The sequence below is a fragment of the Methanobrevibacter millerae genome, assembly GCF_900103415.1.
Classification (GTDB): domain Archaea; phylum Methanobacteriota; class Methanobacteria; order Methanobacteriales; family Methanobacteriaceae; genus Methanocatella; species Methanocatella millerae.
In genome coordinates this window covers 34,114-58,414 of the sequence record NZ_FMXB01000010.1, presented here as the reverse complement: position 1 = coordinate 58,414, position 24,301 = coordinate 34,114, and the positions used below count along the sequence as shown (strand labels likewise).

The 24,301-nt window shown below is 26.0% G+C and carries 19 protein-coding genes and 1 pseudogene; 9 read left to right on the top strand and 11 right to left on the bottom strand.

Going from position 1 to position 24,301, the window contains the following annotated elements; genetic code table 11:
• Positions 1-2: 2 nt before the first annotated feature.
• Complete coding sequence (locus tag F3G70_RS06860) at positions 3-869, bottom strand: hypothetical protein (protein ID WP_149731962.1); 867 nt, start codon at positions 867-869, stop codon at positions 3-5.
• Positions 866-1,369, bottom strand: a complete 504-nt coding sequence (locus F3G70_RS06855) for a hypothetical protein (RefSeq protein ID WP_223166036.1) — start codon at positions 1,367-1,369, stop codon at positions 866-868. The genes F3G70_RS06860 and F3G70_RS06855 overlap by 4 nt, the downstream gene beginning before the upstream one ends.
• A gap of 348 nt (positions 1,370-1,717) precedes the next feature.
• Between F3G70_RS06855 and F3G70_RS12290 the strand changes: the two genes are divergently transcribed.
• The 4 genes from F3G70_RS12290 to F3G70_RS12280 all read left to right on the top strand — a co-directional run bounded on the left by F3G70_RS12290 (position 1,718) and on the right by F3G70_RS12280 (position 4,680).
• Positions 1,718-1,897, top strand: a complete 180-nt coding sequence (locus F3G70_RS12290) for a hypothetical protein (RefSeq protein ID WP_223166035.1) — start codon at positions 1,718-1,720, stop codon at positions 1,895-1,897.
• Positions 1,898-2,085: 188 nt separating this feature from the next.
• Positions 2,086-2,232 (top strand): hypothetical protein, encoded by a 147-nt coding sequence (locus F3G70_RS12285; RefSeq protein ID WP_223166034.1) that lies wholly within the window; start codon positions 2,086-2,088, stop codon positions 2,230-2,232.
• 992 nt (positions 2,233-3,224) lie between these two features.
• On the top strand, positions 3,225-4,220 hold the full coding sequence (locus tag F3G70_RS06845) for an HNH endonuclease (RefSeq protein ID WP_188118105.1): 996 nt from the start codon (positions 3,225-3,227) through the stop codon (positions 4,218-4,220).
• A 304-nt stretch (positions 4,221-4,524) separates the two neighbouring features.
• Positions 4,525-4,680: a hypothetical protein gene (locus F3G70_RS12280; protein ID WP_223166033.1), complete on the top strand. Its 156-nt coding sequence runs from the start codon at positions 4,525-4,527 to the stop codon at positions 4,678-4,680.
• A 318-nt stretch (positions 4,681-4,998) separates the two neighbouring features.
• Here F3G70_RS12280 and F3G70_RS06835 read toward each other — a convergent pair whose 3' ends face one another.
• Both F3G70_RS06835 and F3G70_RS12540 read right to left on the bottom strand, forming a co-directional pair.
• Entirely contained in the window at positions 4,999-5,298 is a 300-nt protein-coding gene (locus F3G70_RS06835; RefSeq protein WP_149731959.1) for a hypothetical protein, read from the bottom strand.
• 220 nt (positions 5,299-5,518) lie between these two features.
• Positions 5,519-7,016, bottom strand: a pseudogene (locus tag F3G70_RS12540) (transposase).
• Between the two features lie 351 nt (positions 7,017-7,367).
• On the opposite strand from F3G70_RS12540, the gene F3G70_RS06825 reads away from it, so the two are divergent.
• The 3 genes from F3G70_RS06825 (at position 7,368) to F3G70_RS06815 (ending at position 11,193) form a co-directional block, all read left to right on the top strand.
• A complete protein-coding gene (locus tag F3G70_RS06825) occupies positions 7,368-8,846 on the top strand; it encodes a DUF5677 domain-containing protein (RefSeq protein WP_149731958.1) in 1,479 nt (492 codons plus the stop codon).
• Positions 8,839-9,912: a hypothetical protein gene (locus F3G70_RS06820; RefSeq protein ID WP_149731957.1), complete on the top strand. Its 1,074-nt coding sequence runs from the start codon at positions 8,839-8,841 to the stop codon at positions 9,910-9,912. Before F3G70_RS06825 ends, F3G70_RS06820 begins: the two co-directional genes overlap by 8 nt.
• A gap of 363 nt (positions 9,913-10,275) precedes the next feature.
• Positions 10,276-11,193 carry a hypothetical protein gene (locus tag F3G70_RS06815; protein WP_149731956.1) on the top strand — a complete coding sequence of 306 codons (918 nt, stop codon included), beginning with the start codon at positions 10,276-10,278 and terminating at the stop codon, positions 11,191-11,193.
• Between the two features lie 4 nt (positions 11,194-11,197).
• On the opposite strand, the gene F3G70_RS06810 is transcribed toward F3G70_RS06815, so the two are convergent.
• From F3G70_RS06810 to F3G70_RS06800, 3 genes are read right to left on the bottom strand one after another with little or no spacing between them, the layout of a single operon-like run.
• Complete coding sequence (locus F3G70_RS06810) at positions 11,198-12,889, bottom strand: HNH endonuclease (protein WP_149731955.1); 1,692 nt, start codon at positions 12,887-12,889, stop codon at positions 11,198-11,200.
• Between the two features lie 44 nt (positions 12,890-12,933).
• A complete protein-coding gene (locus tag F3G70_RS06805) occupies positions 12,934-14,595 on the bottom strand; it encodes a DUF2357 domain-containing protein (protein ID WP_149731954.1) in 1,662 nt (553 codons plus the stop codon).
• Positions 14,596-14,603: 8 nt separating this feature from the next.
• Entirely contained in the window at positions 14,604-16,607 is a 2,004-nt protein-coding gene (locus F3G70_RS06800; RefSeq protein ID WP_149731953.1) for an MrcB family domain-containing protein, read from the bottom strand.
• A gap of 147 nt (positions 16,608-16,754) precedes the next feature.
• Here F3G70_RS06800 and F3G70_RS06795 point away from each other — a divergent pair, with 147 nt between their 5' ends.
• Together F3G70_RS06795 and F3G70_RS06790 are read left to right on the top strand one after the other, a co-directional pair.
• The gene (locus tag F3G70_RS06795; protein ID WP_149731952.1) at positions 16,755-19,508 is read left to right on the top strand and encodes an MrcB family domain-containing protein; all 2,754 of its coding nucleotides are present in this window, start codon (positions 16,755-16,757) and stop codon (positions 19,506-19,508) included.
• Between the two features lie 9 nt (positions 19,509-19,517).
• Positions 19,518-20,801, top strand: coding sequence for a hypothetical protein (locus F3G70_RS06790; protein ID WP_149731951.1), 1,284 nt, complete (start codon positions 19,518-19,520; stop codon positions 20,799-20,801).
• Between the two features lie 18 nt (positions 20,802-20,819).
• Here the strand turns inward: F3G70_RS06790 and F3G70_RS06785 are convergent, their stop codons facing one another.
• The 4 genes from F3G70_RS06785 to F3G70_RS06775 all read right to left on the bottom strand — a co-directional run bounded on the left by F3G70_RS06785 (position 20,820) and on the right by F3G70_RS06775 (position 23,929).
• The gene (locus F3G70_RS06785; protein WP_149731950.1) at positions 20,820-23,051 is read right to left on the bottom strand and encodes an AAA family ATPase; all 2,232 of its coding nucleotides are present in this window, start codon (positions 23,049-23,051) and stop codon (positions 20,820-20,822) included.
• Positions 23,052-23,060: 9 nt separating this feature from the next.
• A complete protein-coding gene (locus tag F3G70_RS12070) occupies positions 23,061-23,201 on the bottom strand; it encodes a hypothetical protein (protein WP_188118104.1) in 141 nt (46 codons plus the stop codon).
• Positions 23,202-23,486: 285 nt separating this feature from the next.
• Positions 23,487-23,729: a DUF2188 domain-containing protein gene (locus F3G70_RS06780; protein WP_149731949.1), complete on the bottom strand. Its 243-nt coding sequence runs from the start codon at positions 23,727-23,729 to the stop codon at positions 23,487-23,489.
• A gap of 59 nt (positions 23,730-23,788) precedes the next feature.
• The gene (locus F3G70_RS06775; RefSeq protein WP_149731948.1) at positions 23,789-23,929 is read right to left on the bottom strand and encodes a zinc ribbon-containing protein; all 141 of its coding nucleotides are present in this window, start codon (positions 23,927-23,929) and stop codon (positions 23,789-23,791) included.
• Positions 23,930-24,301 lie beyond the last annotated feature (372 nt).

Below are 24,301 nucleotides of genomic sequence, written 5' to 3'. Positions count from 1 at the left end.
TTTCACCTTTTCTTGGATTTTAATTTAATTTCCTTACTTTTAACATAGCTATAATATTGGAAACCAGAATATGATTTATAAGAAAAATGCACAAATATTTTTAAATTATTTGGTACTTTTAATTTCTTATTAGGTTCTTGAAATTCATAATATTCGTCTTCAAATGGATAATCAACAAAATCATTTTCTTTAACTTCATCATCTAATGGAATATAACAGTCTAACGGAAGATGTATTTCTTCTTTAGGGTTAATAGATTCAATAGGAATTTTTTTTAAAATTAAATATTTGGTGGGATTTGCTTCTCCCCAGTAATGTTCAATATCTTGTGCAAATGCTTCAATCTTAATACATATGTCCGTTATTGGATATTTTCTATTATTTTCAATAGATAAATCCAAATTAACACAATTTCCTTTAATTCCAGTATTGTCGCAAGTAAAATCAAATTTTAGATTGTAAGGGTCATAAGTGTATGGAATTAACCACATGAATTTATTTGCATTTAATTTTAATATTGGATCAGCAATATCGAAATTAGATTTGTAAAAACAGTCGTGGCACAGTATTATTCTATCTTCGCAAAAAAATATTGGTTTATTTTCGTTAAATTTACCTAATGCATGTTCACATATTTTTCCATGTGTTAACAACCATTTATTATTTTCATAGAACTTATCATGAATATCTCCTCCACCAGCACCACTAACTCCAACATTAAGTCTAATTAATTTATTATTTTTACATTTAAAGAATACAATACCTTTGTTAACATATTTATAACAACAATCCATACAATAATATTTTTCATTTTTCTCGCTAAATGCAAAATACTTTTTAAGAGTTTTACCACAGTCAGAACATTTCATAATAAACACACCATAAGGAAATAGAATATTAAAAAGACTAAAAAAGAAATTACTGAAATTTTTAAGTTTACGACTAGTTGGTTATTCAAATCATGATTTGTTTTAATTGAAGTAATATACTGGTCCTCCAGTAATTCTTCAAGTTCATCGTTTTTGCTGTCGAGATCTTCTACAGATTCATCAAAATTATCAAAATCAAAAGGATGTGTGTAATTTTTAGGAAGAAATATGAATGCACAAAAACCAAGTGATAATAAAAAAGACAATATCAAACCAGATAAAATAAAACCTCCAACATAAGAAAAGTATTTGTCAATTGGGTTGAAGAGATTAAAATTAGTACAAATTATGGTAACTACAATTGAGATAACACCCAGAAAATAGGATGCTTTACTTTGCAGACTATCTTTTCTATAATTTTCTCTATTAAAGATAGCTCGTAATTCTTCAAGTTTTAAATTGTCTTTAGCCATAGAATATCTAATGATAATTATATTCATGTTAATATAAATTCTTTTTGTGTTCAAATTTTATGGCAATGAGGCAATTTAAAATTAGCATAATCTTTTTTGTTTTCATTTTTTATTTTCTAAAGGGGGTCCGACAAAAGTAGATTTTTAATTTAATTTTTTTTATAACTTTGTTATCTTTTTCTTCTTTTCTCAATTTACAAATGAAATTTTACTCCACATATTTATTTTAGTTTTATTATTACTTTATTTTTATTATGAGTTATTTATTATTCTCTATAGATAATATAAATTGATTTAATGATAGAAATATTTATGTGCAATGTTGTATATAGTTTATATTCGGCATTAATTGTTTTGGATTGTTTGTTTATAGTTATGAAATATATTGACAAGAATCATAGTAAATTGGAGATTATGGGCAATAATCTTAATGTTCCGAATGATTATATCTCTCGTTTTGTTGTGGAATTTATCGAAGAATGTTATCCAAAATTGGATATTGAAGTAAATAAAAAAAGAATTGCAGGCCTTCATATAACTTATGTTCCATGTTAAAATTGATTGTTTATGCTAAATTAGAGCATATAGAAAGTGCTAGGATTATTGTAGACATGACGAAGTATTATGGCATCTATAAGTTCGTTTGTGATGGCATAATACCGTCAGAAATGACAATACATATAGAAACACAATTCATATTAATTGGACAAGATAAAATACCAATGAATAATATAAAAGCACGCATGATGAAAGGAAAGAAAGAAAACTCCATAGTTGCCCATAATATCCAATCTGCAGTCGATTACGATACAAAACTAATCTGCGGAATAAACGTCACACAAAGCCCTACAGACCATTATGAACTACTAGAAATCTCAGAAAAAGCATAAAAAACATAAGAAAAACACCAAAACACATGAGTGCAGATACAATATACTTAACCAAATAAGCCCCCATGCTTCACTAACAACAATATCAACGAATCAATACCAACAAGAAAACAAAGTAAAGCAAAAATAAGAAAATTAAACCTAAAACCATTACATAAAGACCATTTCACATACATAGAAGAAATAGATGCCTTCTATTGTCTGGGAGGATAATTTATGTACTTCTTTAGAGAATACGCCAAACCAAACAAAGATCCAAGCAAACTCGACAAAATAACAAGAATATACAACAATTACTCTGCCTGCAAAAGCTGAGTTCAAAAAACAACTGTTTTACAGATAAACAAACACGCAGAACAATCATAGAAAACTGCGAAAGAATACAAAGAGCAATGCACCACAAAATGGAAAAAGAAGAATATAAAGAAGAATTCGGCAAAAAACCATGCATAGAAGAATCATTTGGAATATTCAAAGAATAATTCCACATAGACAAGAAATAGTCATCGAAGTAGTGAAAACCGAAGAAAGACTAAACCTAGACGCACTAGCATACAATATAAAAAGACTACAATCTAAAACAAAAAAAAATAACAACAAAGATGATATAATTGATTTCTGCGAAAGCATAGTAACAAAAAACCAATTAGAACTCAATGTAACAATAACATACCGTCCTGTCAAAAGATCACTTTTGACTGACACCCAACATGAAAAATAAAAATTATTTATCTTATAAAAATAATATATAAATAATTAAACTATAATCAAGGGTAAAATATTTATTTTGAATAGAGAATATAGTTAATGATAGGATTTCAAATCATTTTGTTTTAATGAACTATTCAATTGCCAAATTTAGTTTTGCGGTGGTGAGGAATCTATTATGAGTATATTAGATTTGTTTTGAGATTAATCTCGGGTAAATTTGTCAAATAATTAATATTTTTATTTTAAAGGCCTATTAATATTTCATTTGGATGTGGGTAAATATGAAATGTATATTTTGTAAAACTGAGATTGTAAAAGCTAATTTCTCTAGAGAACATATTGTTCCTAAGTTTTTAGGTGGGGAAAAAGTAATTCATAACATCTGTAAGGATTGTAATAGTAAGTTTGGTGGTGATTTCGAAAAAAAATTAGGTGAAAATGATGTTTTTAATTTTGTTCGTGCATTTTATAGATTGAAATCTCGTAATTCTAATAAATATATAACTCCAACTATTAAATTTAAACAAGATACTACTTCCATAGGTGCAAATGAAGATGGATATTTATTGATGTACACCAAACCAAACTTTGATTATAGTGACACTACAATTGAAGTTGATCAAAAAGAATCTCAAGAACTCGTAGAAAATATGATTAAGGGAAAGATAAACTCTCTTAAATCGGATGATAATCAAGAATATGAAATAATTAAAAATATTAAAAAACTTGAAATCGGGGAACCAGAAGATTTTGTTTTAGATGTTGATATTCGAATTATTGGTGAATTATTTATAAAAATAGCCTATGAATTTGCATGTATTTGTTTAGATTTTCAATACTTTGATGATGAAATGGCATATTTTTTAAAGCATATGATAATTAGTGATGAATATGATGTATTCTCTAAAAATATTAATATTAAATTTAGTTATAATAAACAAAAACTAGATTTCTGTGTGAGAAGGGTTTGTGAAGTAGCTCATGATAATACTATGAATTATCATTATGGTTCATCATTAGTGAACTGCTCAAATGGAAATTATATTCATAAAATTTCATTAATAAAGAGTCATGATAAATTTTTTGTATTAATTGTTTTATTTGATATTTTTAAATGTCGAATATGTGTAAGTAATGATGCAAATAACTGGGATTATGAAGATGGGTTAATATCAAAATTAATTACTGGTAGATGTGATGGGAAGTTAATTAATAAAACGAATAGTCCATTTGCTGACATATTATTAAGATTAAGAAATACTAATTTGGGTAAATAGTTTTTGTTCATCGATGAATAGTTCAACATATATGAACATATTATAAACATTGGATTTTTAAAATCCTTTTTTGGAATATTTAAATTCTAAAATTTGATAAATTGAATAAATTCAATGATTACTGCCCAATCATATTTAATCATGTTATATGAATCTATTTTAAACTAATACTCATTATTTAATTTTTAAATTTATTATAATTTAAAATTCATTTTAATTATTTTTTATCTTAAAACTTAATCTGTTATTATTATACAAAAATATATTTTAAATTATATTCCTATTTGCAAATGAGGTAATAATAATGAAACTAATTCTAGATACTGAAAATTTAAATCCAGCAACAATAACAATTAAAGGAAAAGAAATAACATTACTATTAATCGAATATAGTATCTTAATTGACTCATCTCAAATAGCTAAAATATTTGGTAAAAAAAGAAAAGAGTGTAGCTACTAAAGTACAGAAATCTAAATTAGAGGAATACGAAACGGAGAATATTAAACTATTGAAAAATTATTGTTTGATGAATCCCAATTCAATTAAACCCAGACCATTTTATGATTTAAGGCAAATGTTGGAAGAACCAGAATATTATTATTTCAAATAGATATGAAATAAATCTTATTGATATTATTATTAGAGTCACTATTGAAAAACATAGAGAAGGGATTCATAACAAATATAATTAATTTATAAGTATTTTTTATTGAAAAAAATAAGAAAATAAGAAAATCTGATTTTTAAATAATATTTTCTTTTATTTAATATTAAATATTATATTTTAATAAAATTAGAATTAATTTTATATCCTAATTTTTGAACTTCAATTGCGATTTCTTTTTTCATATTTTCAAAATCATTTTCATTTTTGGTATTAATATTAAAAACTAAATCAAAAGTTTTTCCAATATTTCCTTCTATTAATTGGTTAAGTGAATTTGAATCAACTTCAATTTTAGGATTATATTTTTTGAAAATTGCAATTAACCTTTCAGGATTTTCTTTTAGGTTATCAGTATTTTTAAATCGAATATATGTTGTATTATTTCTCATTTGTGGTTTTTGCCCATTCAATTATTATCACCTCCTATGGATATAGTATTTAATTTATTTTTTGAAATATAAAAAATCTGTGTTAGAGCATTTGAAAAGTATTTTTTTTCCTTTTAAACATGTTTGTGAATGATAGTTATTTCACTGAAAAATTGCAACAAATATAATAGCTAAATATATAAAAAATATAATAAACAAGGGTGTCCGCCAAAATTAGTTTTTGGCAGACTTATTGATTTTTTTAAAATACTGTCACATCGAGTTTTAATTGGTGTATTACTGATTCTCTTTCACAAAAATCTTCCAAATCTTCTGTTGAATTCTTTATTTCTTGAGTTATGTTGTATAATCTGATTAGATTGTATGCTAATGCGTCTAAATATAGTCTTTCCTCCGTTCGTATCATTCCGATGACTACTTCTTTTTCTATTTGGAATTGTTCTTTTAATATTCCAAATGGTCCTTCAACACTTGATCTTTTTGCGTATTCGTCTTTATATTCTTGTTTTTCCATTTTACGGTTCATTGCTTTTTGCATTTCTGAGCCGTATTCTGTGATGGTTCTGTGTGTTTGTGATGTTGAACAGCATTTGTTTCGTGATTTGCAGTTTTTACAAGCTTCGTAGTTATTGTAAAGTCTTTTTATTTTGTCGGGTTTTTCAGGATCTTTGTGTGGTTCATTGTATTGTCCGAAAAAGTGTAAAATATTGTCCTTCTGGGCATTTAAATGCATCTAACTCGTAATCATAATCGAAATTGTCCTTGTGGTATTTATTTGGATTTAATTTTCCTATTTTTTCTTTTGTTTGTTTTCTAGTTGGTATTAATCCGTCAATTTTTTTATCTGCCAAATAAGATAAACTTATTTGGTTTAAGTATATTGTATCTGCGCTTATGTATTTTGGGGTTGTTTTTATGTTTTTTATTGCTCTTTCTGCGATTGGTGGTAGTTCATAATGGTCTGTAGGGTTTTGTGTGACGTTTATTGCGCAGATTAATTTGGTTTCGTAATCGACTGCAGATTGGATATTGTAGGCAACCATGAAGTTTCCTTTCTTTCCTTTCATGAATCTTGCTTCTATGTCGTTTACCGGTATTTATCTTGTCCTGTGAATGTAAATTGGGTTTCAATGTCATATAATAGTTCTATTTTATCTTCAACATCAATGTCTTTGTTTTCCAATATTTTTTTAGCAGGATTATGCAATTTATCAAGCTTTTCCTGACTAATTTGGAGTCCGTTGAAGTAATCGAGTAATATTTGTGTTTCTTTTTTGCTGATGACATTGTTGTTGGAATTGTATGCTTTTTTAATAGTTACATTCGATTGCAACGTGATTAAAATCAGTTAATTCTAAATCTGAAGCTTTTTTTTAAAGTCATTTGAACCAATACTTCAAAGTAATGTCGGTATTCTCTTCTGTACCTTTGGACTGAGCGTTCTGATGGTTGTACTTCATCAGAAACAAACCTATAAACCTCATGATACCTTGCCATGTTGCAATGTACTTGGCACTTTCCACATGTTCTATTTTAACATAAACAAGCAATTTTAACATAGAATCTATAGGTAAGGACTCTCGTCCTTTCTTATTTTTAGGTTCTTCGAAGTTTAACATCGGATAAACCTCTTTAATAAAACCAACAACAAAACGAGAGATATAATCTTTCGGAATGTTGCTACCTAATGTCACAATGCCCAATTTTGTTTGATTCTTATCAATTTTTCTTTGAACCATAAAATACAACTCCAAATTAACTAATACTTAATATTAAGTATATAAAACAAAGTATATAAACTTTACCATTATTAAATTACTTAGAATTTAATTTGGAAAATTAAATATTAAAATAATTAAAATTTAGAAGTGTTAATGAGGATACACCTAAATCACAGTAGATTTAGAGTGAATTGATGAAAAGTAAGAAAAAATAAGTCAAAAATTTTTCGACAAAAAAATCAAAAAATTAGATTTGGCGAACACCCCCTACTTGTTATTATACGAACTTTTCTATTTTCATTACGTTACAGGAATTGTTTCGAATGTTATTGGATAACTTAATTATGGTTAATTATTAAATCTATTATTATGAGAAAACACCCTTATGATAAATTAAAAGATCATGGTAATCCTAAAAAAGGTATTCTAAAATCTCCAATTAACCAAATGGGTAATATTACTTATTATAGTTGGATGAAAGAATGCTTTCCAGATTTTATTTGGATTGCTTTGATAGTTGATTATTATGGTCGTAGACCTGCTTTTGCAATATTGTCATTTATTTTCAATGACATCAAGAAATTGTCCTTTGAATTTGAATCATTACAATTATCATATATTTTTTCTTTAGAGAATGAAAAACAAGAAGAGTTTTACGAAATTCTATTAAAACATATTAATATTGAAATATTGAATCCTTTAACTATTGTTTTTAATAGTGAGGATAAGGAGTTGTTTTTTAAATATTTCTTTAAAGAGGGGATGTCTGTTGAAGAAAAACTAAAGATATTAGAAAGTGTCACAGATAATTATGGACATAATAAATCTGATGGTTCAACAGATGTCCAATATGTGATTTTGACTTTTTACATGACTATTAGACAAATTATTCATTTTACAAAAGATGTTAAAATTGCTTTTGATGCATTATATTACTATCAAAAAACAAATCATGAAGAATGGGAAATGAGAACTTATCGACCAACTGTTAGGAGTATGTTTGGTTCGTTACAATACCTGATTTATAAACATGATTCAGTATTTATAAAATTATTTTGGAAGGAATTATTGGAAGTTGGTGATTGTAAATTGAAATATGGAAGATATGAAAATGAATATTTAATGGATGAAAATTTTATTGAAGATATTAAAGTTGAATTTCAGAAATTGATTATAGACAATATGCATAGTGAACTAGAAGATTCAAAATTTAATGTAATAATCGGATCCTCAGTTTATGCATTGAAAATTTTAAATGAATTAGTTGAATGTAATCTTAGAAACAAAGTCATGGGTCGATTGAGTTTAAGAATAATAATTGAAATTTATATAATGTTAAAGTTTATTAATAATGAAGAAGATGAAAAACCCGGTCTATGGGAAGAATATCAGGAGTATGGTATTGGAAAATATAAACTTATTTTAATTAAAGCTCGTGAAATTGATGAATTTGAAAATTCACATTTAAATCCAACATTACTTGATTTTTTAGTCAATGAACAAATTGATGAAATGTTTCAAAATGTAGATTTTAGAAATTTTGAAAACAAAACTAATATTAGAGATAAAGCAATTAAAGTTAATGAGAAGGAGCTATTTGATGTTTATTATGATTATGAATCCAGTTATGCTCATGGTTTATGGGGTGCTGTTCGTGAAAGTTCAATGTTAAAATGTGAAAATCCTTTGCATTTGGGTCATAATGTTCCTGATGTTCATTTAAATAAGAATTTAGCTGATGTCCTGCCAGATGCGATAATGGTATTTAAAAAATTATTAAGTTTCATTAATGAAAATTACCCATTATCTGAAGAATTTCTATCAAAATATGAGGTAAAAAATGAGTAAAAAGATAACCTATTTAAATGATATTCAAAAGGATTATTTTAATTTATTAAACTCAAAACGAGATATTATATTCTGTGATAACCTAAGTTTAATTGAAATTTCAAAAATTGTTGAAGAAGTTGATATTTTTTGGAGAAAAAATAGGGATAAATTTTTATTTGATTTAGATTATTTTAGTGATAAAGAAACATTATTTTTAGCAGGATCAATGTATTTAGAATTTGAAGATAACAAGCATTATTATTTCAAAACTTTTGGTCAAGAACATATTGTTAATGAACCTATTCTAAAATTCAAAGACCTCTTAAATAACACTATGCAAGATTCTTTTGATATACTTTCAATATTTAAAAGATCATTTACTAATACTTTAAAACTATTAGAAAGTTATAATTCTTATTTTTATATTCTCCCTTTAGATTATATTATTTCAGTATATCATGAAGATTTAATTAAATCACAAAATAAGATTTTTTATAAATTACTTTCATCAATATTTGAAACAGAGATTTCATCACCTAATTCTTTCAGCAATAAATTTAATTCAATTGAAGAAATTGAAAATATATTAATTGAGAAAAACATAGATTTATTTGAATTTGAAAAAGAAGATAATAATTTATCTCTTAAAGAAAAATTAGATAAATATGAAAATAGAATTCCAATTAGTTTTGATAATAATTATATGATGAAGTTTTTATGTTTGTTATACAATTATTGGAATCAAATAATCCATATTTTTATAACATTTTTAGAATTAGGTTTTATTCCTTATTTTAGTTTTAAAGAGGCATTTCTTAGTTTTCCAACATTATTTTTATCATTATATCTAGAAGATGATGCAAATTTAATATTAAATAAAATAATCATGTTTTATACATTTAATATTTCTATTGATGAAAATGAATTTAATGAACTTAATTTTGAAGAGTATGTTAATTTAGTTAAAAAGGAGGATTTTCAAGAAAAATTAATTGATAATGCTGATGAACTTTTTTCAAAAGGATTAAATTTAGCGATTAAACATATTTCTATGGAATTCAATGACTTAATAGAAAAAATTTAAATTAAGTTATTATTTTTAGTCATTTATAAAATCGAATTTATATTGTTGAAAAGGATAGAACAGAGTTTACGAAAAAATGGGCTATGGAATTCTTGGAGAAAATTACTGCATATCCAAATCAGGCCATTCATGATGACTGTGTAGTGATATTTACTTGAGGATATTAAAAAATAGCTAGTGAAAATCCAAACTAAAAGAGTTGATCTTGATAAATGGTATTCTACATAATGTATTTTTAGGAGCTCTAATCATATTTCAAGGATTTACTCAAAAACACCCATATCTGAAAACTAAAAAATTCAGATCCCCTAAATATATTTAATATGAAAATAAAAATATTATTTATAATATAAAGGTGTTGAAATGGCATTATTTAGAAAAAAAACTCCTGAAGAAAAAAAATTAAAAGAGTTAACTGGCGGTTCTAATTTTTCTCCAGAATTCACTATGTTACTTGGAGAAAATAATTTAGTATTGATTAACCCATCAAAAGATACTTTTGCTGCAGGATATAATATTCGAGAATTATTAAAAAGAAAAATTAAAAATAAAGAAATTAGTATTGATGAAATAGAACCTGAACTTAATTTAATGATTAAAAAAGCAAAATATATAATAGAACATTTTGAATTGATTAATTTTTGTCCAAAATGTGGAAAAAAACTATCAAAACATAATATTTTCATTTGTGATTGTGGAAATAATTTATTAGATGAATATGAATTCCCTAAATTAAACAATGAAGAAATTCAACGAAGAAAAAGATTAATAAATATTGTTAATAATAATAAAATAAACTTAAAAACATATTATTATCCTCTTAACTATGCAGAACTCATAATTAATAGCAAAAATTCAGATAGGCTCCCATTCGAAACAGAATCCGATAAATTACGTTTTGAGTTTAATTATCCAAATTATTATACTAAATTAGAGGGTAAAGATAATATACTTTGTATATTAATTAGAAAACTTAGTGATAATGAAGAAATTAAAATGGAGATTAAAATAGAAGATAATCCTATTAGAAAGTGTGGTATAAAATATATTTTAGAAAAAAATGAATCACCACTTAAAGTAGAAGAATGGGATATAAATAATATATATCTTAAAGAAGAAACATCTAATAACATAGTTCATAAACTTTATCATTTCTATCTTGGAAAAAATATTATATTCTCTTATTCTATTCCTTTACATAAATCTTCTGATTATATTGAGTCAAAATTATTATATGATTTAAAAATCATGTCAAAAAGTATTCAGATAAATTACATTTAAATATTTAATCAATCATTTTATTTATGGTCTCAATCGAATAATTTAACAATAAATAATTAATCATATCACTTTTTTCATCATAGTCAATGAAAAATGATAAAAAGTCATAATCAACATTTTTATTTAATAATTTATTTTTTATATCGCTTAATTCTAAAATTTCATTCTTAATTGAAATAAATCTTTCATTTATATATTTAATATCATTTAAAGACTTATCCGAATTTGGTTCATTATTTATTTCATATTTAATAATTTCAAAAATATCTTCTATATAACTTATTGTATTTTTTATTTCTTCTTCTGAATAATTTTCAAGTAAAATCTTAAATTTAGAATATGATGGAAATGAATCATCAATACATAATTCTTTAAAAAGAAAACTTAAGATATTTTCATCTTTAATACCTATTTTTATTGGATTTTCAGATACATCAAAAATGTGATCAATATAGTTTAATTTAGCTTCTATTTCTTCTTTGGAATAATTATCAAGAATATATTTTATTTTATAAAAAGGTAATTGATAACCAGATATATTTAACTCACTATATAAAAGTCTTAATTTTGAATTATTTAAATTATTTTCTGAATTATAAAGAAATATGTCTTTTAAATCACCTAACTTATTAAATTTATCCATAAATTCATCTATTTCTTTAAGTGATTGTTTAAGTTCATCTAATGAAAAATATTCAGATAAATAATGCAGATATTTTTCTTTTTCCAACAGAAACCTATCTTCCCCTAATTCAATTAAGAACTTAAAGTTAAATGCAAATTCAAAAGTAAATATATCTTTGAAATATTCACCATTCATTCCCGTCTCAATATGTCCATCTTTTTTTCCACTAAATTCATTAAGAATCTCCTCTGAATTAACAAACAACAATCCCTTTCTTTCAAAATTAATATCAATTACATAATTAATAAATCCATACCTCTTTTTAAAAGGATTAACTATATAATATGTTAAACAATCATATTTTTCATCAGGATTTTTATACCATGAGGATATATGCCCATAATTACTGAAGCTTGTATTTAAAAAAAATTGAGATGTCAATGCATTCATTTTCACAGGATTGTTAACCATTAATAAATCACATAAAAGGGATAATTTTTCATCTGAAACTGAAGTATATAACCATTTATATGTTAAATCATTAGTTTCAGCTTCTTTTTTCTTAATTATGTTATCTTTGATTTTTGTTTCTTCTTGTTGAATTTTTTCTTCAACATCCTGTATTTTCTCATTTAATTTAATTATATCATATTTTATAATAATCTCTTCTTCTTCAGTAGTTGCTTGATTTAATGTTTCTTCTTTATCATGTAAAAGATTATTTAATTGGGATAATTGTCTTTTTAAACTATCTAAATCAGTTTCTCCACCAACCCATGTGTCGGTATGTTTCATTCGATTACATTCTCTACATAATGTCTGGAGATTATCAATGTCATTAGTCCCTCCACGAGCCACAGGCACAATATGGTCTATCTCAAGACTAGTTTCCTCTTTGCTTGCACCACATTCCCTACAACGATACCCATCTCTCATAAATACTTCATGTCTTAGTTTACGAGGTATTGGTTGCCTTCCAAATCGTGTATCTAGTTTTTCTCCACAATGTGGACATATCTTAAATTTTAAGTCGTTAAAGACTGCACCACAAGATTTACAATATTTTTCCATAATCTCACCAATAACTTACATATTCATTTTAATATATATTTCAATTATATCTTATTAATTTGCTCTATAATGAAAGATGCTATTTTATCTTCATTATTTTCACCAGGAGTTAACCCAAATGCTCCAACAGAAGTTGATTCAGATTCATCTTCATAAAATATCCTATTTTTCGTTCCGGGATAAAGAATATATGATCCGATTGTATTTTTTAATGCGTCCTTATATGCATGCATCTTAACAATATCCTCATTTTTAAAAGATTCCGAATCAATATACATTTTATATTTGGCATCAAAGTGAATGAAATATTTTTTGTCATTTTTATGGACAGATATTGTATAGTCTGGTCTTAATGTAACGGAATATGAATTATAGTTTTTATTTCCTCTATTGAATGATTTATTGTAAAGTAAATCAATTTTCATATCTTTATAGATAAAACTATTCATTATTCCTTCTTTTAAATTAATGGAGACCATGTCTTCTCCGGGCTCGAAAATATCCTTGAATTTCACTTTGGACTCACAGATTGATTCCATAATCTGGATTAATTCAAAGTAACACCAGTATTCGTAAAGTTCAAAGACTTTCTTTTCATGTCCTTTGAATTTATTGGTTAATGTATTCCAGTTTAATTTAAATCCGAATTCCAGCATCAGATAATATAATAAAATATCCCTATATCCTTCCTTTTTTTGAAGTACCTGTGAATTAAGGGGTATATGGTCAAGTCTTGATATGTCTTCAAAGTATTTTTGTGATATGTAATAGTTTAACTCGTTTTTGTAGTTTTTAAGCTTGTCATGAACATAGCCTTCTTCGATTTTTAAAAGCAATTCATCAATCAAATCTTCAATCAATTCCAAAAAGTACTTGTAGAATCTGTTTTCAGCAACATCAATTGTATCAACATAGTTGGTTTCATTAATTCTATCTGGAATATGAATGTCCTGGAATTTATATAAGTTTTCACTATCAATATAGGCATTCAGCAATTCATTTGGATTGATATTGGATGCCACAGATATTGGAACCTCATTTTCTCTGTTTTCAAGGGTTGAATAGAGGTTTCTGGATAAATACTCGATAATTGATGGGAGATGTTCAGGTCTTAAAATATACTCCAGAATCATGAATTTCTCATAGGGACTTTGATTTTCACTTTGCGTTAATTTAAACTCCTGATATATTGGTGAAGTTAACTCAAAGATAACACCTGATGCATATTTTGACAAATCTCCAATCATTATCGGATAATGAGTATCATAATCGAGTTTTCTTGATCTTATCTCAATTGGATATCTGAAAATACATTTTCCATCTTTTGTAATGTCGAGAAAAGTTTTACCGACATAGCTTGAAAACTGCAGATAACCTTTATAGCAGTTTTTAAATTCAGTTAACGTTAAAGGGCTGTTATCTTCAAATCTTTGAAGAGTGGAGAATGCTTCAATACCGGCCATTTCAGATTCAAATGATATTTCATATAAAATCTCTTCGATTAAGCATAAATCGGCAAATTCGTTAGTTTTATTGTATATTATTGGCATTTTAGATGAATTTTCATATACAACAGGAACATTTTCCAATGTGATATTATCCATTTCTTCAAAGAGCCCATCACAATAGTCGCTTTCACATTTGATAACGAATGTTCCTATAAAGGAATCTTTATCATATGCTTTTATTTTAACGATTTGAGTCATATTCCAACCTAATTAATGTATGATACATATCTTTGTTTTCTTAAAACATCAATCATTTCTTCAAGTTTGACTTTTGAAGTTTTATAATCCCCACATTCATCTAAAAGATCATCCAGAGTTTGACCAATGACCTTTTGAGATCCGTGTAATTTAGGAAGCATCTTCTGTTTGATTTGAGCGTCAAAGTATCTCTGCCAGTTATTCCAGCTTTGTGGAGAGTTTTCATATTTCCATGAAACCAGCATGAAGCGTGTGATTTCATTAATGACTCTGAAACCAAAGTCAAAGCCGGATTTCTTTAAAATCTCCTGGAACTTGAATATTTCCTCAGACAAAACTTCCCAGAAATCCTGATTGTTGTAGGTAACGTTTCTAAACTCTTGCCTTAACTGATTAATGTCCATATTTTTAACGTCTGAGTCCAATAAAAGATTTTCCAGATAATTAATATCGCCGTCAGGTGCATCAGTATTAATGGTATTTGTCATGTAATCCTTTGCAGAGTGCGTTTTGAATTCTATGGTATTTGCACGGTCTAAAACCTTAGGTGAAAACATGTAAGTCGTTTCATCTACATTAACGGTACCGACTATAAATAGATTTTCAGGAATTTCCAAATCATCTCTTCCTTCAACCGGAATAGCTTCACTGCTTTCAATAGCGGATAAAAAGTCAGCAAAATACCTTTCAACATGAGACAGATTCATTTCATCAAGAATTAGGAAAAATGCATTGTCATTATTTTGTGCCTCTTCAATCAATTCAAATGCAGGGGTCTTTTTATGCTCATTGGTCAGTATGTTGTAATATCCGATAATGTGTCTGTTTTCAGTCCAGTTAGCCCCTACCGGAATGATTTTATAATTATCATTATTTTCACTTAGATATTGGGCAAATAACTGGGATAATTTGGTTTTTCCCGTACCTGAGTTTCCGGTTAAAATAACAAATGGTTTGACCTTAAGTGATAATAAATAGTTTTCAATTGTTTCCTTTTCAAATAAATAACCTTTATTTAATAAATATCCATAAAATGAGTCAGTTTCCGGCATGACTTTTACCTCCTTAATATTTTTTTCTGTATTATTGTATTCTCCTAATGCTTCTATTAACTCGTCCCTTAATATAAAATAAAATGCCTTATCCTTTTTAAATCCGTAAAATAATCTTTGCCAAAAGGTTTCTTTATCATCTGAATCATATAATGCAGTTTTATTGAAATATTCTTTAACTCTTTTTGAATTAGCGTCTATTTCGGAATTATATGATTGTTCACCTTCAAAACCCTGACGTGCCTTGATTTCTGAAATTTGTGAAGTGCTGGCAGTATAATCTTTTGAGTTATACATGATTTCTAAAATGCTGTGCATCTTTTCAGAAATCAGTTCATCATTTTCTAATGCTTCAACCCATTCCTCAGATGTTAAATACATATCTTCGGCGTAATTATCTGCAATATATTCATTGATTTCAATAAATTCTTTTAAATCTTTAATTAATTCGTCATCAGATGGGATTTCTCCCTTTTTATAAAATTTTGCAAATATTACTCCTTCTTCATGATTTTTAGCGATAGCCCAATTATTTTTTAAATCAATAGTTTCGTAATACTTTTCGGTATTGAAATCAGAGTTTTTAATAAAGTTTCTAATTTCAGTTTTCTTTGATTTTATGTAGTCGGGCAGATATTTTCCGTATTTCTTTTCAAGATCTCCAAAGAAAAAAGTTCTCAAAACTAAATAAACACCACTCATATCTGCTCTAAAGAGATAAGCAATATTAATGTTGTCAAAATCCCTATTTGCTAATCCTATATCAATCCATGGAATAGTTGCTAAATTTCCTCTTCCTGCAGAGGAATTTACAATAAAGTTATCAGCACCTAATAAAGTAGATAAATGATTGCGAATATCTTTTCTAATATAATGTGCAATAGGTTCACTTGTTTTATTAGTTCTTTTTTTAGCATCCAAAAATTCATCTAATACTTTTTCCAAATCTTCTTTGAACATTTAATGGACTCCTAATGTTAAATTAATTTATTATTTATTGTCTAGAATTAATATATGTTGTTAATTTATTAAGTGAAAATTGTGATAAAAAAATTATTTAATATAATATTGATAAAATATAATTTAATTAATTAAAAAGGCAAAAACATGATAAGTGAGATTTTTAAAGAAATTTTGTTAAACTATCCTATTGAAAGTAAAAAAGATTTTAAAGGAAATGATTTTGCTTCTAAAATGAGAAATGATTTCACAGAAAGTTTTGACACTTTTGTTAACGATATTTCAAAAGTAGATAATTATGATGTTAAAATATCTCCAGGCACAATGGGTACTTGGACTAAAAATCCTTGGGCTGGATTAAGAAATAAAAGATATTATTATTCATTTAAAGAAGGTTTTTATATAATTTATGTATTTGATTTTGATAAAAACGGAGTAAATCTATTGTTAACACAAGGCAGCAATGATCCTTCAGAAAAAATCAGAATTGAATTTTCAAAAAAACTGATTGAAACATTAAATGATAGTAGTTTTAATATTCCTAATGGCTTTGTTTTTGATGAGAATACTTATTATGAGGATGATATTCTATCTAAATTTTATAAATTAAATGATTTTGATGAAAAACAATTCAAAAATGATTTATCTCAGTTAATTAAAATTTATGAATATTTAATCCCAAAATATAATGATTTATTGTTTGATTTAGAAGTTCCTCCAAGTGATTTAAGACAAGATGATGGTGTTAGAATATGGAGGATTTCACCAGGGTCTTATGAAGATGCGGATGATGCGTGGAATGATTTTAAAAAGAATTCCTATGTTGGTGTTGGCTTTTCACGTGAAGATGAAGAACGAGATTTTTCAAAATTTAAAAATAAATGGCAATTTAAACAATATTTAACACCAGAACTTTCTAATCCAACAGTATCAACAAACATGATTTGGAAGTTTGTCAAATGGATTAGAAAAGGAGATATCATAGTTACAAATAAAGGTAGAAGTAATTTAGCTGGTATTGGTATTGTCAGAAGTGATTACATTCCAAAGCAGCAAAATGAGCATATAAATGAGTTTGGTTTAAATGAAATTTATAATGTTGATTGGATTTTTACGCCAGATGATTTAAAAATTAAAAAGAATATTTTTGCAAGACATACATTAGTTGATTGGGGAAATCACCCAAGAAAATGGAATGAAATGTTATGTTGTATTTCAAAAACTAATGATGAATTAAGAGATAAGATTTTAAATTTTATTTTTGAGTCATGCCAGGAATATATCAATTCAGAATCTGGTGAAAATCATGAAAAGTTCCATAATCAAGAAAAAGAACATATTAACAAAGTTTGGAATGAATTATCACCAACTGATGCTGATGCAATATGGGAAAGTCTGATTGATAGGCCTGTTAAACTTCACAAAGAAGGTGTGCAATCCATAAAATCATCAATTCAGGGAAAATTTAATTATTCTGATAATGAAATCAATCAAGTAGCAATATTATTTTACGAAGTAATTGAAAAATTACTTAAAACAGAGGATATAGAAGAGAAAAAAAGAATTTTAGATGAATATAATCAAAATAAATTTTCTAAAGGATTTGGATCAAATAGATTATCCTCAGTTTTACATTATTTAGATGATTATTATACGGTCATTAATAAAAAATCTATTTTAACAGTTAGTTTGTTATCTTTAATTTTGGGTGATGAAATAAAGTTAGATACTTCTCTAACTAATTATTTGGAAAATAATATTAAATATAAGAATTTTTTAGAGAAATTTAGAAAAATATCTGATTTCAAAGACTTTTATACATTTGATTTATTATGTCATTGGATGTGTGATAGCCATTACGGAAATTATGCCAGTGAAAATGGTAATTTTCTTCCACATGACTTTTTAAAAATCCATAAAGATGAGAAAAAAGTAAAAATTGAAGAAAAATATAAATCATTAGTTTTAACACCAGTTATTTTAGAATCTAAACTACAAGGCTTTGCAATTAATGAAAATAACGTGAATCAATTATGTGCCTCTTTAAATGCCGGAAAACATATTATTTTAGATGGAACTCCAGGTACTGGAAAAACGGATTTAGCCATTAAATTTTCTAAAGTAGCTAGTGATAATAATTTTATTGATGGTTTTATTTTAACAACCGCAACATCCGACTGGTCTACTTTTGATACAATTGGAGGATTAATGCCTACCAATGATGGATCATTAGAATTTCATCAAGGAAAATTCTTAGAAGCTATTGCAGAAAATAAATGGTTGATTATTGATGAAATTAATCGTGCAGATATTGATAAGGCATTTGGCCAATTGTTTACAGTTTTATCTGGCCAAAATATAGAATTGCCTTTTAAAATTAATGGAAAATCTATTAAAATCAAGATCTGGGATGAATATTATTGTAAATTTGACGAAAAAACTGCAACTTACTACATTGGCCAAAACTGGAGAATTATCGGAACCATGAATGTGGATGATAAAGACAGTTTATTTGATTTATCATATGCGTTTATGCGTAGATTCATGTTTATTGAAGTTGATTTGCCACAAAAAGATGAATATATTAAATTAATTGAATTATGGGCAAATGACTTGGATGAATACTATTCAAAAATGTTAGTTAATTTATATGGCTTAGTTAATTATAGAAAGCTTGGTCCAGCCATTTTTAAGGATATGATTGATTATATTAAGTTTAGAAGTGAATTAGATTCAAGAAATAAGGAATTAATATTATCTGAATCTATCAGTTCATATATAATTCCTCAGTTTGAAGGATTGAATAAAGCAAAATTATCTCAAATTAAGGAATTTTTTGATGAATTGGAAATATTAAGTTATCTTCAAGAACAACTTGATGAATTACTGCCCAACTTTTAGTGTGATTAAATGACAAGTAGCTTAACGGATTCATTAACTTCATCTGCAGAACTTAATGATAAGAATATGGATTTGATATATGAAGAAATTAAAGAGTTTCTTCATCTATATTTCTTTAAGGGGTATATATCAAATAATCTAAATAAGTCAATTGAAGATTTATTTGATTTGTCACATGATGATTTAAATACACTAAAAGCCATTCATTTTCTTTTAAGTGATGAAGTAAAGAATTTAGTTGAAATAATACCTATGTTAATCCGTAATTTATCACATTCAACCAGAAAAGAAACTGAAGAATTTCATGGTCAAGTTAAAGGACGTATAGATTGGAATCAAACCATAAAAGCTAGATTCTCACAGGGATATGATGATAAAAGTTTATTTGTATGCCAACCACCATCAAAATATTATGATTTAGAAGAAAATCAGCTATTAAAATTTATTTTAAATAAAATAATATTTTTAAAAAGGAATTTCGTGGATTTCATTTTTCTAAATGAATTGAATCTGGAAAAAATCGATTCAAAGGATTGGCAGGAAAGTATAAGTAATATTTATCAAATGACGAAAAAAACATTGAAAAAAGTTTATTTTGATGATATATCTTCAATTAAGGAGGTAAAATCAAAACATCTGCGTAAAACATATAAAAATAGAAATCAACTGTACCATTTGGTTGCAAAAGCATACATTTTATATGAAGACTTATTTATTAATGATGACATTGAGATATTAAGAAACTTGGTTGAAAATCGCATAATTAAAGCAGCGAATCCAGATAAATTATATGAGATTTATGTCTTCTTTAATTTGATTAAAACATTACCTGAAAATAAAAATCTAAAATTATTATATTCCGGAAATGATTATGCTGTAATATCATCTGTAGGGGATGTTGAGATAACTATTTATTATCAGAAGACACCACAAATGCTTAAAGAGGTATCACAATATTTAGAAATTTTAGATAACTATGAAATAAATAAGTCTGTTAAATCACCGGACGTGATAATTGAATTCAAGAAAGATGAGGATGTATTTTATCGTTTAGTTGAAGTTAAAAACTCAAGTGAAACCAGTTATGTGCGTGAAAGTTTATATAAGGTAATGGGCTATTATAAAGACTTTGAAAGGAGTTATAAATTCACATCCAAATATCCTATTGTTCTAGTGATGTGGGGAGGAATAAGCTTATCTGAAGGTTATAGTCCATTTAATGATAAAATAATTATTTTAAACAGATTAGAATTTATAAATAATCTGGAAAAAATGATTAAATTAATAAATTAAAAGCAGTTAAATAACTACTTAAAATTTAAAAATATCATCACATTTCTTACTGGTACAGATTCCGATTTTCTTTTCTTTATTAAAACGTAAAAACTTGTTATGATGTTTTGGGTCATGACAGGTTACAGAATCTCTAAAATTAAAAACTGCTTCTTTAAATTTAATAATTTCAGATATATCTAAATAATAATTTGCCTCATTATTATGTGACATTAAATTACCCATATAACTTGTTTTATCTATTTCATCGAAAACAGCATTATAATACTCTTTAAATTCTGTTTTCTTGAACATTGATTTGAGTTGGCTTCTAACCTGGGAGTAATAATCATTTACTGTGTAGTGTTTTTTCAATGGCATTTTAATGCCATTATTTCTAACCACACCATCCAAAATAAATTCAAAGTAACGTCTTATCCCATTTCCTGCTGCAAATACATCATTATTTTCAATATATTGTTCAATTCTTTCTTCTTGAGATACATAAGGATATAATTGAGGACCTTCTTTTTCTGACCAGCTTATAATATTTTCAAAGGCATATCTGTCCTGATCATACATTTGTGACATGTTCTGCAGCTGTTCAAACCATAATTTATTATGTGTAGTAATAATAAATGTGTAATCTTCGAATTCTTCGAATAATAATCTTACAACTCTTTCCTTGTGAGCCATATCAACAGTAGCGATTATATCATCTAAAATTATGAATTTATATTTATTGAAAACCTTTGCAAATGCTAAAAAGATACATAAACCCAAAGAATCAATGTGTCCTTCACTGGAATATGATCTTGGGTCATTTTTCTCATCGCCGAATATTAATTTTAATGTTAAAGCCGTTGATTTATCAACATTAATTTCAGGAGAGTGTATTTCATCATCTTCATGTATGAATGAGTAATATTTATCAACATATGTAATAATCTCTTCTAAAATCTCTTCGATTTTAGTTTTCTTTAACTCCTTAAAAGTATCATAGGATATTTGAGCTATTTCATGTTGTTTTTCAACTTTTTCTTTTTCTTTTAGAAGTTTCTGTCTTTCTGAAAGTTTATAAATAACTTCACCTGCATTTTTTAAATCATAATCTTGTTTTGTGTATTTTGCTTTTAATTCATTGATTTCATTATCAATGTTTGTTAATATGTCTCTATCCATTTGAGAGATATTTATATTAAAATTAGATAATTCCTTTAAATCATTTATAAGATTATTTAAATCATAATCTTTTAATTTGTAATTCAATTCCTGAATTTGTCTTATCAAAACATCATTTTCTTTTTGCCAGTTCAATAAAGCATTAGAATTTTTTTCAAGTTCACTTCTTTTAGCAGAAATATATCTTAAAACCTTTGTATTTTCAATTTTATTTTTACAAATAGGACATGTATCTGGAGATTCATCATTAATATAGTCTATAGAATTATTCAATAGTTTTAATAATGTATTGGATGATTTTAATTCATTTAAAGTAATCTTTTCATATACATTTAATTGTGATAAGTATTTCTCATTGATTTTAGAAATATCAATTTCTTCAAGTTCATCCAAATTCTCATTTTCAATGGAATGCTCTTTAATATACTCTTTTAAATCACTGTCTTCTGTTATTAATTCAAAATCATTCTCTTTTAAGATATCGTTGGTCTTTTCATAAACTTCTCCTATATCACAATTATAAATTTCAGTGATTTCCATTTCATTATCACTTAATTCTTCTTCTTTTGCTTTTAAATCATTTTTAAAACTCTTTTCACATTTTCTCAATGAGTTTTCAATATCATCATATTGATTGAAATTAATCAAATTGGCAATGGTTTCATATCTTTGTTTAGGTCTTGATTCAATGAATAACAATAATTTTTTTCTGTTTAAAATAAAAGATCCATTTTCAAAGTCATCAACTAATTCCTTTAATTCATCAGGATATTGGAATCCATCTTTAAATGATCTTGAAATTTCAAAATCACCGATTTGTGCTTTTACATATAAATCATCCTTTAAACTGTCTCTATGGATTATAGATTTGTCGTGATTAATTGTACTTGTACCTTTAAGGGATTCAATCTTACCTGTGAAAAGATATTCGAATGCGTTAACAAAAGAGCTTTTTCCAGTCCCATTGGCTCCACAGAATATCATAGATTTGTATTTATTTTTTTCAGGATCATAAAAATTCAAATCATAGTTTTTTATCCCTCTAAATGAATTAATTTCAATAGATTTCAAGTTAATGTCTTTAGTCATATCAAACACCTAATAATGATTTTTAATTAATTCTTTTAGTTTATCTTCGTTTAAATCATCTATTTGATTTTTAAATTCATCTATAAAACGAGGATTGCTTATTTCTTCATTTAATTTTATGAAATAATCAGTTAAAAATTCATCATCCATATTTGTCATCTCCATTGAAATAATATATGTTTAATGTCATAATTAAATTAGTATATTAACGAAATATTTAAAATGAGTATTTAATAATTTTCATATATAAAGAAAATTGATTTTGGTTAATGCTTAATTAAAGTAAATAACTGTGATGGGATTTAAAGATATGATTTAAAAGAGAATGCGGTAAAATATTAATTTAATATTATGTGATTTAACAATGCTTGAAAATATGATTTTAAATTTTGTAAAATTATGATTAAAAGAGATAAAGTAAAAAAATTTACTTTATCAACCTTTTGTTTTTCTTGGATCATCCTTTCTCTTGTAAGTATTAGGATTCCTTATTTTACCATCTCGTCCATGAATGATAACTTCAGTATTACCTTCCCTTTTAGCTTGGCCTCTTGCTGAATCTATTGCTTCAGCTTGTGTTTGGTGAAGAGAAGAAGCTCTTTTGGCATTTGGTTTTTTATTAGCCCAAGTTCCATCCTCATTTGGAACAACATGGATTTGATTTTTCTTACCACCCATTTTCTCACCTCCGTTAGATTGATTAAGTAAAATACCTTTTTTTATGAGGGTAAAATTTATTATAATTTTATAAATTCCGTGTTTTTGCACTTAGGGCAAGGTGGGAGCGTATCTTTTGCATCATCGAGTGTAACCTTTTGGTCACAGTTTATGCAAAGATATGTCCCAACACCAGGTTTTTCTCCAGTTTTATATGGCATATTTTCACCTCTCTAATTTATTTTTAAAGAGGATTAAAAATAGTACTCATAATAAATTAAGTAATGTAAAAAAAGTAAGTTTGATTATGGTTAACTTTAAATAGTCACCATAATATAATAATATTTGTAAACTAACTTTTTTGTTTTACATTTTTTATTTGGTTTATATTATCATGGCGGTGATAATATAACCCTATTTTTAATTTATCATTTTCTTATTCTTAATTTTCACCTCTATATAATTATTGTAACAAGATGTTATTTAAATATTTCTATTTGATGAACCTATAAACATGGGGTTGATGATTCAACTATCATTATAATTAATGATAATTTTAAAATATCCATACTTTATATTATTTAATACATTTA